General features: G+C 45.6%; 14 protein-coding genes and 1 pseudogene. 9 read left to right on the top strand and 6 right to left on the bottom strand.

Annotated features, from left to right (window positions below; all coding sequences use genetic code 11):
• The first annotated feature begins 87 nt into the window (after nt 1-87).
• A protein-coding gene (locus MHB78_RS15760) for an IS3 family transposase (RefSeq protein ID WP_231947364.1) occupies nt 88-1,643 on the top strand; the annotation gives its coding sequence in 2 pieces (ribosomal slippage) (nt 88-745 and nt 745-1,643; 1,557 coding nt in all).
• Nucleotides 1,644-1,706: 63 nt separating this feature from the next.
• On the opposite strand, the gene MHB78_RS15765 is transcribed toward MHB78_RS15760, so the two are convergent.
• On the bottom strand, nt 1,707-3,035 hold the full coding sequence (locus MHB78_RS15765; protein WP_046131905.1) for a PhoH family protein: 1,329 nt from the start codon (nt 3,033-3,035) through the stop codon (nt 1,707-1,709).
• Between the two features lie 154 nt (nt 3,036-3,189).
• On the opposite strand from MHB78_RS15765, the gene MHB78_RS15770 reads away from it, so the two are divergent.
• The 4 genes from MHB78_RS15770 to MHB78_RS15785 all read left to right on the top strand — a co-directional run bounded on the left by MHB78_RS15770 (nt 3,190) and on the right by MHB78_RS15785 (nt 6,339).
• Nucleotides 3,190-3,804 (top strand): YhcN/YlaJ family sporulation lipoprotein, encoded by a 615-nt coding sequence (locus MHB78_RS15770; protein ID WP_046131906.1) that lies wholly within the window; start codon nt 3,190-3,192, stop codon nt 3,802-3,804.
• A 118-nt stretch (nt 3,805-3,922) separates the two neighbouring features.
• Nucleotides 3,923-4,129, top strand: a complete 207-nt coding sequence (locus MHB78_RS15775; protein ID WP_046131907.1) for a YlaI family protein — start codon at nt 3,923-3,925, stop codon at nt 4,127-4,129.
• 141 nt (nt 4,130-4,270) lie between these two features.
• A complete protein-coding gene (locus MHB78_RS15780) occupies nt 4,271-5,770 on the top strand; it encodes a monooxygenase (protein ID WP_046131908.1) in 1,500 nt (499 codons plus the stop codon).
• A gap of 71 nt (nt 5,771-5,841) precedes the next feature.
• A complete protein-coding gene (locus tag MHB78_RS15785) occupies nt 5,842-6,339 on the top strand; it encodes a MarR family transcriptional regulator (protein WP_046131909.1) in 498 nt (165 codons plus the stop codon).
• A 43-nt stretch (nt 6,340-6,382) separates the two neighbouring features.
• On the opposite strand, the gene MHB78_RS15790 is transcribed toward MHB78_RS15785, so the two are convergent.
• The gene (locus MHB78_RS15790; protein ID WP_046131910.1) at nt 6,383-6,700 is read right to left on the bottom strand and encodes a YlaH-like family protein; all 318 of its coding nucleotides are present in this window, start codon (nt 6,698-6,700) and stop codon (nt 6,383-6,385) included.
• A gap of 57 nt (nt 6,701-6,757) precedes the next feature.
• Nucleotides 6,758-8,596, bottom strand: coding sequence for a translational GTPase TypA (gene typA, locus MHB78_RS15795; protein WP_046131916.1), 1,839 nt, complete (start codon nt 8,594-8,596; stop codon nt 6,758-6,760).
• A gap of 155 nt (nt 8,597-8,751) precedes the next feature.
• Here typA and MHB78_RS15800 point away from each other — a divergent pair, with 155 nt between their 5' ends.
• A complete protein-coding gene (locus MHB78_RS15800; protein ID WP_046131911.1) occupies nt 8,752-8,940 on the top strand; it encodes a YlaF family protein in 189 nt (62 codons plus the stop codon).
• 274 nt (nt 8,941-9,214) lie between these two features.
• Here MHB78_RS15800 and MHB78_RS15805 read toward each other — a convergent pair whose 3' ends face one another.
• The 3 genes from MHB78_RS15805 to MHB78_RS15815 form a co-directional block, all read right to left on the bottom strand.
• Entirely contained in the window at nt 9,215-9,676 is a 462-nt protein-coding gene (locus MHB78_RS15805) for a GNAT family N-acetyltransferase (protein ID WP_046131912.1), read from the bottom strand.
• Nucleotides 9,669-10,463 carry an inositol monophosphatase family protein gene (locus tag MHB78_RS15810; protein ID WP_046131913.1) on the bottom strand — a complete coding sequence of 265 codons (795 nt, stop codon included), beginning with the start codon at nt 10,461-10,463 and terminating at the stop codon, nt 9,669-9,671. The genes MHB78_RS15805 and MHB78_RS15810 overlap by 8 nt, the downstream gene beginning before the upstream one ends.
• Nucleotides 10,464-10,605: 142 nt before the next feature.
• Nucleotides 10,606-10,794 (bottom strand): hypothetical protein, encoded by a 189-nt coding sequence (locus MHB78_RS15815; protein ID WP_046131914.1) that lies wholly within the window; start codon nt 10,792-10,794, stop codon nt 10,606-10,608.
• A gap of 242 nt (nt 10,795-11,036) precedes the next feature.
• Between MHB78_RS15815 and MHB78_RS15820 the strand changes: the two genes are divergently transcribed.
• The 3 genes and pseudogenes from MHB78_RS15820 to MHB78_RS15830 all read left to right on the top strand — a co-directional run.
• On the top strand, nt 11,037-11,672 hold the full coding sequence (locus tag MHB78_RS15820; RefSeq protein WP_046131915.1) for a DUF1054 domain-containing protein: 636 nt from the start codon (nt 11,037-11,039) through the stop codon (nt 11,670-11,672).
• Nucleotides 11,673-11,810: 138 nt separating this feature from the next.
• The gene (locus tag MHB78_RS15825; RefSeq protein ID WP_046131917.1) at nt 11,811-13,163 is read left to right on the top strand and encodes an IS1182 family transposase; all 1,353 of its coding nucleotides are present in this window, start codon (nt 11,811-11,813) and stop codon (nt 13,161-13,163) included.
• A gap of 219 nt (nt 13,164-13,382) precedes the next feature.
• Nucleotides 13,383-14,717: pseudogene (locus MHB78_RS15830) on the top strand (IS1182 family transposase); the annotation flags it as partial.
• Between the last annotated feature and the right edge of the window lie 37 nt (nt 14,718-14,754).

A 14,754-nucleotide genomic window follows, 5' to 3' on the forward strand; every position in this document is an offset into this window, starting at 1 on the left:
CTAAGAAAAAACCTGGATTCCTGATATGCTCCCCTAAAGGTAGACAGATGAAATAAAAAAATCTGTTTGCCTTGGGGGAGTTTTTTCATGGCTGGAAAATGGTTTTCAAAAGAAGAAAAATTGAATATTCTATCAGAATGTGATCAGGGCAATAATTCGGTGAAGGAGATCGCAGAAAAATATGGCATTCATGCCGAAACGATTCGTGAATGGAGAACATCGCATGATATGGCGGGTGTGGAGAGTTTGGAACGTTCAAAGCGCCATAAGTTCTATCCCGCAGAATTAAAATACAATGCCGTGAAAGACTTCTTATCCGGACGCTACTCTCAAAGAGAAATCTCGAGAAAATATAAGATTTCCAGTAAATCCGTACTCATGAAGTGGGTTGAGCTTTATAATGGTCATAAAACGTTAAAAGACAGCGGGAGAGGAAGGAATCGTTTGATGACCAAACGGAAGAACGTTTCATTGGAAGAACGGATTGAGATTGCGAAGGATTGTCTAGCTCATGGAAAGGACTACGCCAGATCAATGGAGATTCATCAAGTCTCCTACCAACAGGTGTATCAATGGGTGAAAAAGTATCAAGAAGGCGGAGAAGAGGCCTTAAAAGACAACCGAGGGAAACGCAAAACCGAAGAAGAACTGACACCTGAAGAAAAAATTCAACGGGAAAACAAACGGCTGGAACAGGAAAATGAGCGTTTGCGCGCAGAGAATGCGTTCTTAAAAAAGTTGGAAGAGATCAAAAGGAGGCGGTTCTAAGTCAGGTTCGGTACGAAGATCGATATCTCGCCATTTTAGAGCTGAATCGAAAAGAAGGCTTTTCTGTCCAAATGTTATGTGAGATTGCCGAAGTTTCGCGCCAGGGGTATTACAAATGGAGGAGCCGAGTACCTTCAGCGAGAGAAAAACAGAATGAAAAGATTATCGCCAAAATGGCGCTACTTCACGAACAAATTGGCGGTATCTACGGATACCGCAGAATGACCTTAAACATGAACCGCCGCTTTAAAGAGCGCCTCAATCATAAGCGCATCTATCGGCTGATGAAAATTGCCAAGCTGGAGTGTGTCATTCGGCGGAAGAAAAAACGTTACGGCAAAGCGACGCCTCAACATGTGTCCGAAAATATCCTGAATCGAGAGTTTAAAGCGGACAAACCAAATCAAAAATGGGTGACTGATGTGACAGAGCTAAAATACGGCCATCGGAAAGCGTACCTCAGTGCCATTTTAGATCTTCATGAGGGAATGGTCGTGTCTTATGTGCTGGGGAAATCCAATAATAACGCCCTTGTGTTTAAAACCTTGAACCAAGCGCTTGAGGCAGCCCCAAACGCACGTCCTCTCCTTCACAGCGACAGAGGTTTTCAATACACGTCCCACCAGTTTAGAAGGATGATTGAAAACGCAAATATGACACAGAGTATGTCCCGCGTCGGCCGCTGTATTGATAACGGCCCCATTGAGTCGTTTTGGGGGAAATTAAAATGCGAGAAATACAGACGGAATTCGTACGAGACATTTGAGGCACTTCAAAGCGCAATTGATGAATATATCCACTTTTACAACCACGATCGTCTACAAGAAAAACTAAACGGCCTCAGCCCAGTGGAATACAGGGCTAAAGCCGTCTAGTGTGTTTGAGTTATTTCCACTGTCTACTTGACAGGGTGCAGATCATCCGTCCAGGTTTTTTCTTTACAAGAGATCGGCGGCCAGCCTTGCAAGCCCTGAGCGCTCCCCTTTTAAAAGCTTTACGTTTCCGGAAATTTTCTGATCTTTAAAGCGCTCCACGACGTAGGCCAAGCCGTTGTTCATCGCATCCAAATACGGATGATCGATTTGTTCGGTGTCCCCCATCAGGACGATCTTACTGCCCTCTCCGACGCGTGTAAGGAGCGTTTTGACTTCATGCTTGGTCAGATTTTGCGCCTCGTCGATGATAATAAATTGATCGGGAATGCTTCTGCCCCGTATATACGTAAGGGCTTCGACCTGAATGGAACCCATCCCGGCTAAAATATCATCAAGCTCCCCGGGCTTTTTCGCGTTGAATAAATATTCCAGGTTATCAAAAATCGGCTGAATCCACGGGCGGAGCTTTTCTTCTTTTTCCCCAGGCAGATATCCGATATCCTTCCCGACAGGCACGATCGGCCTTGTGACAACCAGCTTTTTAAAATTCCCCAAGTCTTCCGTCTGCAATAAACCGGCAGCCAGCGCAAGCAGCGTCTTCCCTGTGCCCGCCTTTCCGATCAGCGTAACAAGCGGAATGTCCGGCCTTAAAAGAAGTTCAAGCGCCATCGTCTGCTGGACATTTCTCGAGCGGATGCCCCAAACCTGCTCCTGATCAAAAACCAATTTTCTGACGGCTTTTCCATTCTGATCGACGATCCCGACCGCAGATGATGAGCCGCCGAGCGCATCCTTCATGATGATGAACTGATTCGGACAAAACGGTTCACTGCTGATCTCATCAAGAGGCAAACAATGTTGTTCGTAAAAAGCGTTCATCTGGTCGGCATGAATATATAATTCGGTAAAACCGCTGTATATATCATCATTTTCAACAACCCGGTCATGCAGAAAATCCTCTGACATCAAGCCGATCGCATCGGCTTTGACGCGGACGAGCATGTCTTTGCTGACGAGGATGACGGGACGCCCGTCCTCTTTCGTTTCCTCCTCAAGACTCAAATTTTTCGCAACGGCTAAAATGCGGTTGTCGTTTGTTTTTTCCACAAAAATTTCCTGAAGCTGATGAAAGGAGCGGTGATTTAGTTCGATTCTGATGCTCCCTCCATTTTGAAGCAATACGTTTTCATACAGCCTTCCCTTTTCACGCAATTCATCTATCAGTTTAGATACGCGCCTTGCGTTTCTCCCAATTTCATCCATATAGCGTTTTTTAGAATCAACCTCCTCCAATACAACAGCCGGAATGACAACCTCATTATCCTCGAAAGAAAAGATTGAATTTGGATCCTGCAATAACACATTCGTATCTAACACATAAATTTTACTCAATCCTTCGCCTCCTGATCAGGATTTTTAGCCTTTTCGTTTCAATCGGGTTAAAAGCTGATGGAGCGCCCGCTAAAATATATGTTTTCGTGAATAAAGATAGAAGGTTAATTCAACAATAAAAATATTGAAAGCATTTTTAAGGAGGCAACCTCAAGTGCGAATCATTTTTTTGATCTTCATTCAAACCGTTATGCTCCTTTCAGCCTGCGGCATTCAAAATAATGCACAAAATAACGCGAATGAACGTCCGCGCAACGGGACCGTTCAAGTGAAAAACACCGCCCAGGAGCCCGTCGGCCGCAAAGACGGCCAAGCCATTGCCAGACGCCTCGTGAAAATTACCGAAAGCGTTCCTGGAGTCAATGATGCAACAGCCGTCGTTCTCGGCAGGCTCGCAGTCGTCGGCATCGATGTCAAAGATAATTTGGAGCGCAGCAAAGTAGAGTCCATTAAATACTCCGTCGTCCAAGCGCTGAAAAGCGATCCGTACGGTGCCAATGCTGCCGTCGTGGCCGACCCCGACACCGTAAACCGCCTCAGGGCGATGGGAAAAGAAATTCAAGCGGGAAGGCCCGTAAAAGGCATCCTTGACGAGCTCGCAGCGATTGTCGGACGCGTTCTTCCGGAAGTGCCGAATGATGCAACAGACAATCAAAACACAAATCCGACAAAATCAAACAATGACCAGCTGAACGGAGAGCGGCAAAAAAATCTTGAAAAAGAGCAGAACGACCAATCGAATAAATACATGAAAAACAGACAGCAGTAACGAAAAAAGCTTGTGCCTTTACCTTCTCTCGCGGCACAAGCTTTCCTTTTTTCTTCTGCAGAACATTTTTGTCCGGTGAAATTGGTGATATAATGAATCACGAGCGAGGTGAAACAATGTGAGGGTAAAGTGTTCATTGTGTGACAAAATTGATCAGATCGATGATGACACACTGATTGCCAAGCGTCTTCGAAACCGGCCTATACATACGTATATGTGCAATGAATGCTATGAACGAATCAAAATCAAAACTGAGAACCGGGTGAAAACCGGCCGTTTTAAATTATATCCGCACAGAAAAGACAAAGAACAGGTAAAGTCATAGCCGTCTGAGACATGAACATGATTCATGTCTTTTTTGTATTTTTGTTTCATTCGAAACATTTTTGAGAAAAATATTGAAAATCAATCAAATAAATTGTATATTTGAATTGTTTCATGCGAAACAAAAAAGGAGTGATATATCATGGATTTTGATGTTATTATCGTTGGAGGCGGCCCGGTCGGCCTGATGACTGCTTCCGAATTGGCGCTGGCCGGCGTGCGTGCTTGTATCGTTGAACGCCTGACTCAGCCTTCCCCCCATTCAAAAGCGCTGACGCTTCATCCGCGGTCAATCGAAATTTTGGAAATGCGCGGCTTGTTTGAGCGGTTTAAAGAAAGAGGAAAGCCGCTGCCGCACGGACATTTTGCCGGTCTTGACACGGCATTGGACTTTTCTGAACTTGACACTCGCACCGATTATACGCTGTTTCTTCCTCAAACTGATACCGAGGAATTGCTTGAAGAACATGCTCGCAGCTCAGGTGTCTCTATCCTTCGCGGCCATGACGTCCTTGCCGTCCGGCAAAACGATGAACATGCAGAGCTCGTCGTCCAGGGCCCTGACGGCATTTCATTTTTAACGGCAGCTTACATTGTCGGTGCAGACGGGGCGGGAAGCACCGTCCGCAAACAGGCGGGGATCGCGTTTCACGGAAGCGATGCAAGCCTGACCGCCGTGCTTGGGGATGTAGCGCTTCAATCGCCGCCAAATTCCAGTTTCTATACGCATATCAATGAAGAAGGCGCCGTCGTTATCGTCCCGTTGTCACCCGGCGTTTACCGCGTGCTCATCGTGTCGCCGCACAAACCTCAGCGCCTGTTGCACGAAGCGGTGACACTGGAAGAAATACAAAAAGGCCTCGTACAGATATGCGGCACCGATTTCGGCGCCGGCAACCCGGTTTGGATGTCCCGGTTCGGCAATGCCAGCCGATTGGCGGAGCACTACAGATCAAAAAGGATCTTCCTGGCTGGAGATGCAGCGCACATTCATTTTCCAGCCGGCGGACAAGGGCTGAATGTCGGGCTTCAGGATGCAATGAACCTCGGCTGGAAGCTTGCTTCAGCCGTCAAAGGCAGGGCTTCCGACTGGCTCCTGGACAGCTATCATACGGAAAGGAATCCTGTCGGGAAAGAGCTTCTCCGGAATACGCAAATTCAAACAAAACTGTTTGATTTCACCAGGTCGGGACTCTATTTGCGCGAGCTGCTTTCAGACATTCTCACATTCCCTGAGGTCAATCGCTACCTGGCAGAACAAATCGCCGCTCTCAGCGTTAATTACCCGTCAGATGAAATGTCGCCGCAGCATCAGCTGAATGGAAAACGCCTGCCCGACCTGGATATCACGCTGAAAGACGGCTCTGCCAAGCGTCTCTATTCGTTTCTTCATTCCGGACACTTTTTGTATATCGCATTTGAAGATGATGATCCAATGCAAATCCCTTGCCTTCCGCATCTGAAAACGGTAATTGCAAAAGCTGTGTTGAACCGGCCGGAATGGGACGATGTCAAATCAGTCCTGATCCGTCCTGACGGCCATGTTGCCTGGGCTGTCAGCAAAGCGCACCAACACCCGAAACATCTCATTTCAGAAGGCATTCGCCGCTGGTACGAAAATGTTCCAATGCCATCCTTATAATCATTTTGTTTCATCTGAAACAAAATGATATAATAAAGCAGGAAATCGATCAAAAGGAGACTGTTTTCTGCATGGAACATTTGACACACGCCAAACAAGAGATTTTTGACATGTACATTGCACTCATCCACCAGCAAGAACAGCAGGAAAGCGCAATGAAGGAGCGAATATCGGCAGAACTCGAAAGCATGGAGCAGGAATTGGGCTCAGAGCTGAATCTGACCATGTCCGACATTCACACAATCGCCTGTATTGGGGATCACGAACCGATTAATGTCACCTCCATCGCAGGGAAAATGGGTCTGTCAAAAGCAACCGTTTCAAGAATTACGGCAAAGCTGATGAAAAAAGGCCTCATCGGCAAAACCCAGCTAAGCGACAATAAAAAAGAGGTCTATTTTCGCTTAGCCGGCAAAGGAAAAAAAGTGCATGCCATTCATCAGCGGGAACACGAGAAAATCGAACAGCGGTTTAAAGGCTTTTTAGACCGCTACTCAACAGAGGAAATCCTATTTGCCAGACGGCTGTTCAGCGACTTGCTCATGAATGACTTTTTGGCAGAAACGTAAAAAAGACACAGCACTTGGCTGTGTCTTTTTTTGTACTGGACGCTTATGTCCCTGTCTCCTGTCCTTTTTTCGAGCGGTGCAGCCGGATTTTGTAGATCGTCAAAATAAGAGCGGCGACGATCAATCCTTCTCCAACCGGCAAAAACACGCCGAAAAACGTGAGAAACGTACATCCCAAAGCAAGAAAGAAATAAATAATCGCTGTTTTTAACAGGGGCAGCCGTTTGGCAAACCCCAATTGAAAAACGACGGCGGACAGGATGAAGATGGTAAAGTAAAGCCACCACATCCCCGCCCCGGGATTTTCGTCCACTTTATAAAGAGCGGCAAAAAACGAAAGCCGTTCACTTACTTCAGTCAAAAAGATTCCCCTCCCCTTTGCTTAGTTGGGTGCCTCTTTTTTCAATTCTGCGTAAACTTAAGACAATCCTGCCAGCTTCTTCTTTTTCGCTGCTTTTTCGCGTTCATTTTTATCGAGAATTTTCTTTCTCAATCTGATCGATTCAGGCGTTACCTCGCAGTACTCGTCCTCATTCAAATATTCGAGCGATTCTTCTAGAGACATGATGCGAGGTTTTTTCATGCTGACCGTCTGATCTTTTGTCGCTGAACGCACGTTTGTCTGCTGTTTCATTTTGTTGATGTTGACGACAAGGTCGTTTTCGCGGTTGTGTTCGCCGACGATCATGCCTTCGTACACTTCCGTACCCGGCTCAACGAAAATCACGCCCCGCTCTTCAACACCTTGAATACCGTAAGCTGAAGCTTTTCCGGTATCCATTGAAACGAGAACGCCCTGACGGCGTCCGCCGACTTGACCCGGCTCGACCGGCTGATAACTGTCAAACGTGTGGTTCAAAATACCGAAGCCGCGCGTCAATGAAAGGAACTCTGTCGAATACCCGATTAAACCGCGTGAAGGCACATTGAAAATCAGACGGACCTGCCCGTTTCCATTATTGATCATATCGATCATTTCGCCTTTGCGGGCGCCCATTGATTCCATCACGGCGCCTGTGTGTTCTTCAGGAACATCGATTTGAACGCGCTCAACAGGCTCGCAGCGGACGCCGTCGATTTCCTTGATGATGACTTCAGGTTTTGACACCTGCAATTCAAAGCCTTCACGGCGCATGTTCTCTATCAAAATAGAAAGATGAAGCTCACCGCGTCCTGAGACGATCCAGGCATCAGGCGAAGGCGTCGGATCGACCCTGAGACTGACATCTGTTTGCAGCTGCTGTTCGAGGCGCTCTTCGATTTTTCTTGCGGTGACATATTTGCCCTCGCGTCCGGCAAAAGGACTGTTGTTGACCGCAAACGTCATCTGAAGCGTCGGCTCATCGATGCGGAGAACCGGCAGAGCTTCCTGCTGATCGATCGGGCAGACGGTTTCCCCGACGTTAATGTCTTCCATTCCGGATACAGCGACGAGATCGCCGGCTTTTGCTTCTTCGATCTCGACTCTCTTCAGCCCTTGGAAGCCGAAGATTTTCGTTACGCGGAACGGTTTAACAGTGCCGTCAAGCTTCATTAATGCCACCTGCTGTCCAACCTTCATCGTGCCTCTGAAGACGCGGCCGATTCCGATACGGCCGACATAATCGTTGTAGTCAAGCAGCGCCACCTGGAATTGAAGCGGCTCTTCGCGGTTATCGACAGGGCTTGGAATATGGCTGACAATCGCTTCAAATAAAGCTTCCATGTTTTCATCCTGCTGATTCGGATCCGTTGAAGCGGTACCGTTGATGGCTGAAGCATATACAACCGGGAATTCCAGTTGATCTTCGTTTGCATCCAGCTCGATGAACAGATCAAGAACTTCATCAACGACCTCTTCAGGACGGGCAAAATCACGGTCGATTTTATTGACGACAACGATCGGCGTCAAGTTTTGCTCTAGCGCCTTTTTCAACACAAAGCGGGTCTGCGGCATGCAGCCTTCATAAGCGTCGACAACGAGCAGTACGCCGTCAACCATTTTCATAATCCGTTCAACTTCGCCGCCAAAGTCCGCGTGTCCAGGAGTGTCCAAAATATTAATGCGTGTATCTTTATAATTAATCGCCGTATTTTTTGCTAAAATCGTGATGCCGCGCTCTCTTTCCAAATCGTTGGAATCCATCGCGCGCTCAGCCACGTTCTCATTTGCCCGGAATGTACCGGCTTGATGGAGAAGCTGGTCCACCAGCGTCGTTTTTCCATGGTCAACGTGGGCGATAATAGCAATATTGCGAAGATCTTCTCGAAGTTTCACATTTTCATCTCCTAAAAAAGTCAGATAACCTTTCATATTATACATGAGAATTGCAGTCATTTCAATTTGTTTAGCAAGATAAAGCGCTTCCCTCTTTATATTTTAAACATTTTTCTGTAAACTAACAGTAGACTGAAAAAGGGGATGGAAAACTTATGAAGCAAGTGAAATGGCTGTTTTTATTGTTTGCATTCACCGCTGTCGCCAGCATCATGCTGATCGGGGTCGCGATCGCCGAAAAAAGCCTGGTCGGGGTACTAGTCGCTATAGCGGCTCTCATCGTTATCATGGGAGGCGGCTTTACGCTCAAAAAGAGAATGCGCGAAAAAGGGATACTCGAATGACAAAAGCATAAACCGGCGGTCTCGTGCCGCCGGTTTTCTAGAATAACAAAAGGTATAACGCCATCATCAACACATATCCGCCGCAAAACAGCACGGTTCCGGTCAGGATCAGCCGCCTTAATTATCCGGTTACCTGGGCCACTTAACTACCTCTTTTTATAAACCATTTTGCACCCAAAAACCCTCTGCATCAAACTTAAGGCCTGCAACCTTAGACAAACAGCTATCCCAAAAGTTTCAGGAAAAACAAAAAAAAACGCACACGCGAAACAATTCACGTGTGCGTCAGCGGATATACCATGATCAAATACCGGTTTCCCTTTTCATCCTTTTCCGTTTTCAGCTGTTCAAAACCGCAATGTGCGAGCATCTGCTGCCATTCATCCCGATCAAAAGGGACGGCGGCAAAGAGCGCTTTATGCCCTGCGTTTTTCAGCCTGCTCCCGATGTTCCCAATGATTGTTTTGCCGCGGCCCTTCCTTCGATAATCGGGATGAACGAGCAATGTGCCGAGCCAAGGTTTGCCGTTTGAGGGGGCCCATTCAAGGTGAAAGCTGACCGCCGCCGGCCGGCCGTCATCCTCCCACACGAGCCAGCTTCCGTTGTACATCGCATAGGACTGCATATAGCTTTTTACCGGTTCCCCGTTCAGCTCTTCTTCAGCCCATGCGGGACTGAAACGTATCAGCTCTTCGAAAAACGCAAGGTCAGACGCAGAAAAAGGTTTGCTATTCATGCGGCAGATAGTCTGTGAATATCGTTCGATGAGCGGCAGGATTGCCGGCTATAATGCTGTTGTTTTCAAGAAAATTGAGCGGTTTTCCGTCAATCGTCGTATATGTACCTCCAACCTCGTCAAGCAGGATGCAGCCGGCCGCATAATCCCAAGGGGCGAGACGCATCGTCACATAGACGTCCATTCTGCCCGCCGCCACATATGCAAGCTCCAGGGCCGCCGAGCCGTAAGAACGCGTTCCTCTGACCCGTTTGACGAGGGGGGATAAAACGCTTGGATCGATCCGTCTATTTTCCGTTATCCATGTTGCATTGATCGCCAAAATGGCTTCTTCAAGCGGCACCTCTTTCATCTGTTCAAGCTTGATGTCATTCATATATGCACCCTCTCCGCGAAACGCGTGGTACAATTCATCATGGGTTACATCATAAATAAGTCCGATTTTGCCTTTTCCGTTTTCAAAAATGCCGATTGAGATCGCGAAGTTCCGTTTTTGATGAACAAAGTTCATCGTCCCGTCGATCGGGTCGATAATCCAGACGATTCCATCGAGCGATGTGAGCTTGTCCCCTTGGCCTTCTTCGCCGAGAATATGATGGTCGGGAAAAGCCGATTGGATTTTTTCAATGAAAAAGCGCTCTGTTTCCTTATCGATATTCGTGACAAGGTCATTGGGATTCGATTTTGTTTCGATCGTCATCTTCTTTTTCATCGATTCTTGAATTCTTTGTCCAGCTTCCTTTACCCATCTTTTTGCAAGCCGGTCGATTTCCTTCCAGTTTGTCATCGCACAACCTCTTTTCTATGTATACGTGTTGTTTTATTCATAGCATACTGATATTGATCTCAAAAAAGCAAGAAAAATGAAAGAAGAATCCCGTCGCCCAGATAAAAACGAACCGTCTGCCAGGTTCGTTTTTATTATGGTTTCATCCATGCAATCTGATCCATTCTTTTCTGAGCTGCTCCAGTTTTCGCTTGCTCATTTCGATTTGGGTTTCATCCTTTTTCTCCATCGCTTCATAAAGTGTTGCTAATTCATAATCGACCTCAAGCCTCCACACGGCGGCCCGATTGTCTTTTTCTTCCTTAATCCCTTGTTTTACAATTGGTTTCATCGCCCTACGCCCCTTCCAGAGAAAATTGATTTGAAAAGTCATCCTTCTGGTCATAGCTTCTCGCGGCATTTATGATTTTTTCTTATTCATATCGTATGAATCGCCGGTGCTTTCGCAACGTCATTCTAAAAATTGTGTGTTTACCTACCGTTTCCCATAATACGAAAGTTTCAAACGTTATTTTTTGTTTGGAAAGCTGGCTGTGGTAAAATATCATTACTGATTGGACAAGGAGGAAAAAAATGAACAATCTGCGTTTCACAGAAGAGGATTTTCACACATTTACAATAGAAGGTTTAGATGCGCGGATGGACGTTTTGAAAGAAACCGTACGGCCGAAGCTTCAGGAGCTTGGCGAACATTTTGCGCCTGTTCTTTCCGCCCTGGCCGGGGACGACATGTTCGTACACGTTGCGAAGCATGCCCGCCGTTCGGTTAATCCGCCTGATGACAGCTGGGTTGCGTTTGCAAATAACAAGCGCGGCTATAAAAAGCTGCCCCATTTTCAAATCGGCCTTTGGGAAACCCATGTTTTCGTCTGGTTTGCCTTGATTTACGAATCTCCTCTTAAACAAGAATACGGAAAGCTGTTTAAAGAGCATCTGTCAGAGATCAAAAGCACGATACCTGACGGATTTTTCTGGTCAGCCGACCATACGAAGCCTGAAGCCAGCAAGCAGTCCGACCTGGGGAAAGAAGGGCTTGAAAAGCTGTTTGACCGGCTCGAGAATGTAAAAAAAGCCGAGGCTCTGTGCGGCATCCAGCTTTCAAAGGAACAGGTGCTCAAGATGAACGAACAGGAATTTTTATCTGAAATCGAATCGTCTTTTGAAAAGCTTGCCTTTCTTTACCGGTTGACCCACAAAGTCACGCTCTGACGATTTTGTAAAAAGGGATGAACACATTCATCCCTCAGGCTGTCGAGAAAATCGACAGCCTTTTTCATTTTTTCCTTAAATTATCCATTTCACCATTTTATAATAAAGAAAAGCCTTCTAAAAGGACGGTGTCTGTTCATGTTCTACACAAGGAATTCTTCCCAGAACGAAGCTGAATTTGTATTGCTTGATCAGCTTGTTGAAGAGGATCACCTGCTTCGTAAAATTGACAAGTACATCGATTTCTCTTTTATCATTGAAAAGGTTAAACCTTACTACAGCGAAAATAAAGGCCGCCCCTCACTTGATCCGTTGATTTTATTCAAAATGATGTTTATCGGATACCTTTACGGTATCCGTTCAGAAAGACAGCTCGAAAAAGAAATTTACTATAATATGGCTTACCGATGGTTTTTAGGGTTAAACATCAACGATCCAGTTCCTCACCATTCAACCATCAGTTGGAATAGACGTACACGCTTTAAAGATACGACCATTTTTCAAGACATTTTCGATGAGATCGTTCTTCAGGCCATTAATCATGATATGGTAGGAGGCCGTGTCCTTTTCACAGATTCAACTCACCTCAAAGCCAATGCCAATAAGCATAAATATACGCGAAAAACGATTGAGCAGGATACACAAAACTATATAAAGGACTTGGATAAAGCCGTCCAAGAAGATCGGGAAGCACGCGGAAAAAAGCCTTTAAAAGCCAAAGAGGAGGTGAAAACTAAAAAGGAAATTCGTCATAGTACAACTGATCCCGAAAGCGGCTATCTTTACCGTGAAAACAAACCTGAAGGTTTTTTCTATTTAGATCACCGAACAACGGATATGAAATTCAATATCATCACCGATGCCTATGTAACGCCCGGTAATGTCCATGATTCTGCGCCTTATCTCGATCGATTAGACCACCAAATCGCACGATTTGGTTTTCAAGTTGAAGCCGTCGCTCTTGATTCTGGCTATCTGACAACTCCAATCTGTAAAGGACTGTCCGACCGTCGAATTTTTGGCGTTATTGCTCATAGACGCTTTCATCCTACAAAAGGTTTGTTTCCGAAGTGGAAGTTTCATTATGACCGTGAAAAAAATCAGTACATTTGTCCGAACGGACAAACACTCTTATACTCAACAACAGATCGAAAAGGCAACAGATTTTATAAGTCCAACCCTGAAAAGTGTGTCTCATGCCCTCTGCTTGAAAACTGTACAAGATCGAAAAACCACCAGAAGGTCGTCTCAAGACACATATGGGAGGACCATAAAGAAAAGGTCAGGCAAAATCGTTTGTCCGACTCCGGAAAAATCCTCTACAAAAAAAGAAAAGAAAAAATAGAGCGGAGCTTTGCAGATTCAAAACAGCTGCATGGGCTTCGCTACTGCCGGTTGAGGGGAAAACAAAATGTGAGCGAACAAGTTCTCCTCACCGCCGCTTGCCAGAATATGAAGAAGATTGCCACACACTTAGCCAAGCTTGGCTAAGTGTGTGGGAGGGCTTTTTCCTTTTATAAAGATTAAAAAATGAACAAGAAATTTTATGAAATAAAAAAGCTTGTAGGAAAAAACATGTTTTTCTCTACAAGCTGAGGGATGAACACATTCATCCCTTCAGCTTGTAGACAAAGTCACAAAAAAAGTGGCTTGATCGACAAGCTTTTTTTGTTAAAATGTGTGTGGAATCTAATTTTTGGAGGTTTTACCATGTTGACCAAACACTCTAAAGATCAGCGTGAACAGCTTGAAGTCTTTGCCTTAAGTGAGCTTGTACCTGAAGACCATTTGGTCAGGAAGATGGAAGAAGCCATTGATTTTTCATTTATTTATGAAAAAGTTGCCCCTCTTTATTCTTCAAAAGGGCGTCCAAGTATTGATCCTGTTGTACTGATTAAAATGGTGCTCATTCAATACGTGTTTGGTCATCGCTCCATGCGCGAAACCATTAAGCGAATCGAAACTGATGTAGCCTATCGCTGGTTTATTGGATATGGATTCTCTGAAAAAATCCCTCATTTTTCAACCTTCAGTAAAAACTATGAACGTCGCTTTCATGACACAGACCTATTTGAAACAATCTTCTATAAGATTTTACGTCAAGCCATGGATCTCGGCCTCGTCGATCCTTCGGTCGCCTTCATCGACAGCACACATGTCAAAGCGAATGCCAATAAGAAAAAGTTTGTGAAAAAGATCGTAAGAAAAGAAACAAGAGCTTATCAGGAGCAGCTAGATCAAGAAATTAATGCCGATCGCGAAGCGAACGGAAAAAAGCCCTTAAAGCCCAGGCGATGCTTAGAGGAACGAGAAGTAAAGGAAAGTACAACTGATCCTGAGAGCGGATATTTTGTCAAAGGCGAACGAGAACGTCTTTTTGCCTATGGATTTCATACAGCTTGTGATCGGAACGGATTTGTGCTGGGAACGGTTGTTGAGCCTGCCAATATCCATGACAGCCAAGTGTTCGCGTCGCTGTTTCAACAAGTAAAAGAGCGCGTTGCCAAGCCTCATACGGTCGCAGTTGATGCCGGATACAAAACACCGGTTATCGCAAAATTTCTTCATGAAGAAAACGTTCGCCCTGTTATGCCTTACACGCGTCCGCAAACCAAAAAAGGATTCATGAGAAAACACGAGTATGTTTACGATGAATTTTATGATGTCTATATCTGCCCGCAAGACCATATTCTCTCCTATCGCACAACCAATCGGCAAGGTTATCGAGAGTATGCTTCAGATCCAAAACGATGTAAACAATGTCCATTACTACATACATGTACAGAAAGTAGAGATCATCGAAAGATGATTCACAGACATATCTGGCAGGATCATTTAGACGAAGCTGATCATCTTCGGCATACGGAAGAGAATAAACAAATCTATGCCAAACGTAAAGAGACGATCGAGCGAGTTTTTGCCGATTTAAAACATAAGCATGGCCTGCGCTGGACAACCCTACGGGGAAAGAAAAAATTGTCCATGCAGGCGATGCTTGTTTTCGCTGCCATGAATCTGAAAAAGCTGGCGAATTGGACCTGGAAGGGTCCTAATCGCCAGCCTTCTGATCGAAATAATAGAA

This window comes from Bacillus sp. FSL K6-0138 (assembly GCF_037982765.1).
GTDB classification, from domain to species: Bacteria; Bacillota; Bacilli; order Bacillales; family Bacillaceae; genus Bacillus; species Bacillus glycinifermentans.

Bases quoted from the DNA above. Each gene is read 5' to 3' on its own strand.
- MHB78_RS15805 (WP_046131912.1), bottom strand. From the start codon at position 9,676: ATGAATAGCAAACCTTTTTCTGCGTCTGACCTTGCGTTTTTCGAAGAG.
- MHB78_RS15785 (WP_046131909.1), top strand. From the start codon at position 5,842: ATGGAACATTTGACACACGCCAAACAAGAGATTTTTGACATGTACATT.
- MHB78_RS15780 (WP_046131908.1), top strand. From the start codon at position 4,271: ATGGATTTTGATGTTATTATCGTTGGAGGCGGCCCGGTCGGCCTGATG.
- MHB78_RS15825 (WP_046131917.1), top strand. From the start codon at position 11,811: ATGTTCTACACAAGGAATTCTTCCCAGAACGAAGCTGAATTTGTATTG.
- MHB78_RS15820 (WP_046131915.1), top strand. From the start codon at position 11,037: ATGAACAATCTGCGTTTCACAGAAGAGGATTTTCACACATTTACAATA.
- MHB78_RS15800 (WP_046131911.1), top strand. From the start codon at position 8,752: ATGAAGCAAGTGAAATGGCTGTTTTTATTGTTTGCATTCACCGCTGTC.
- MHB78_RS15810 (WP_046131913.1), bottom strand. From the start codon at position 10,463: ATGACAAACTGGAAGGAAATCGACCGGCTTGCAAAAAGATGGGTAAAG.
- MHB78_RS15815 (WP_046131914.1), bottom strand. From the start codon at position 10,794: ATGAAACCAATTGTAAAACAAGGGATTAAGGAAGAAAAAGACAATCGG.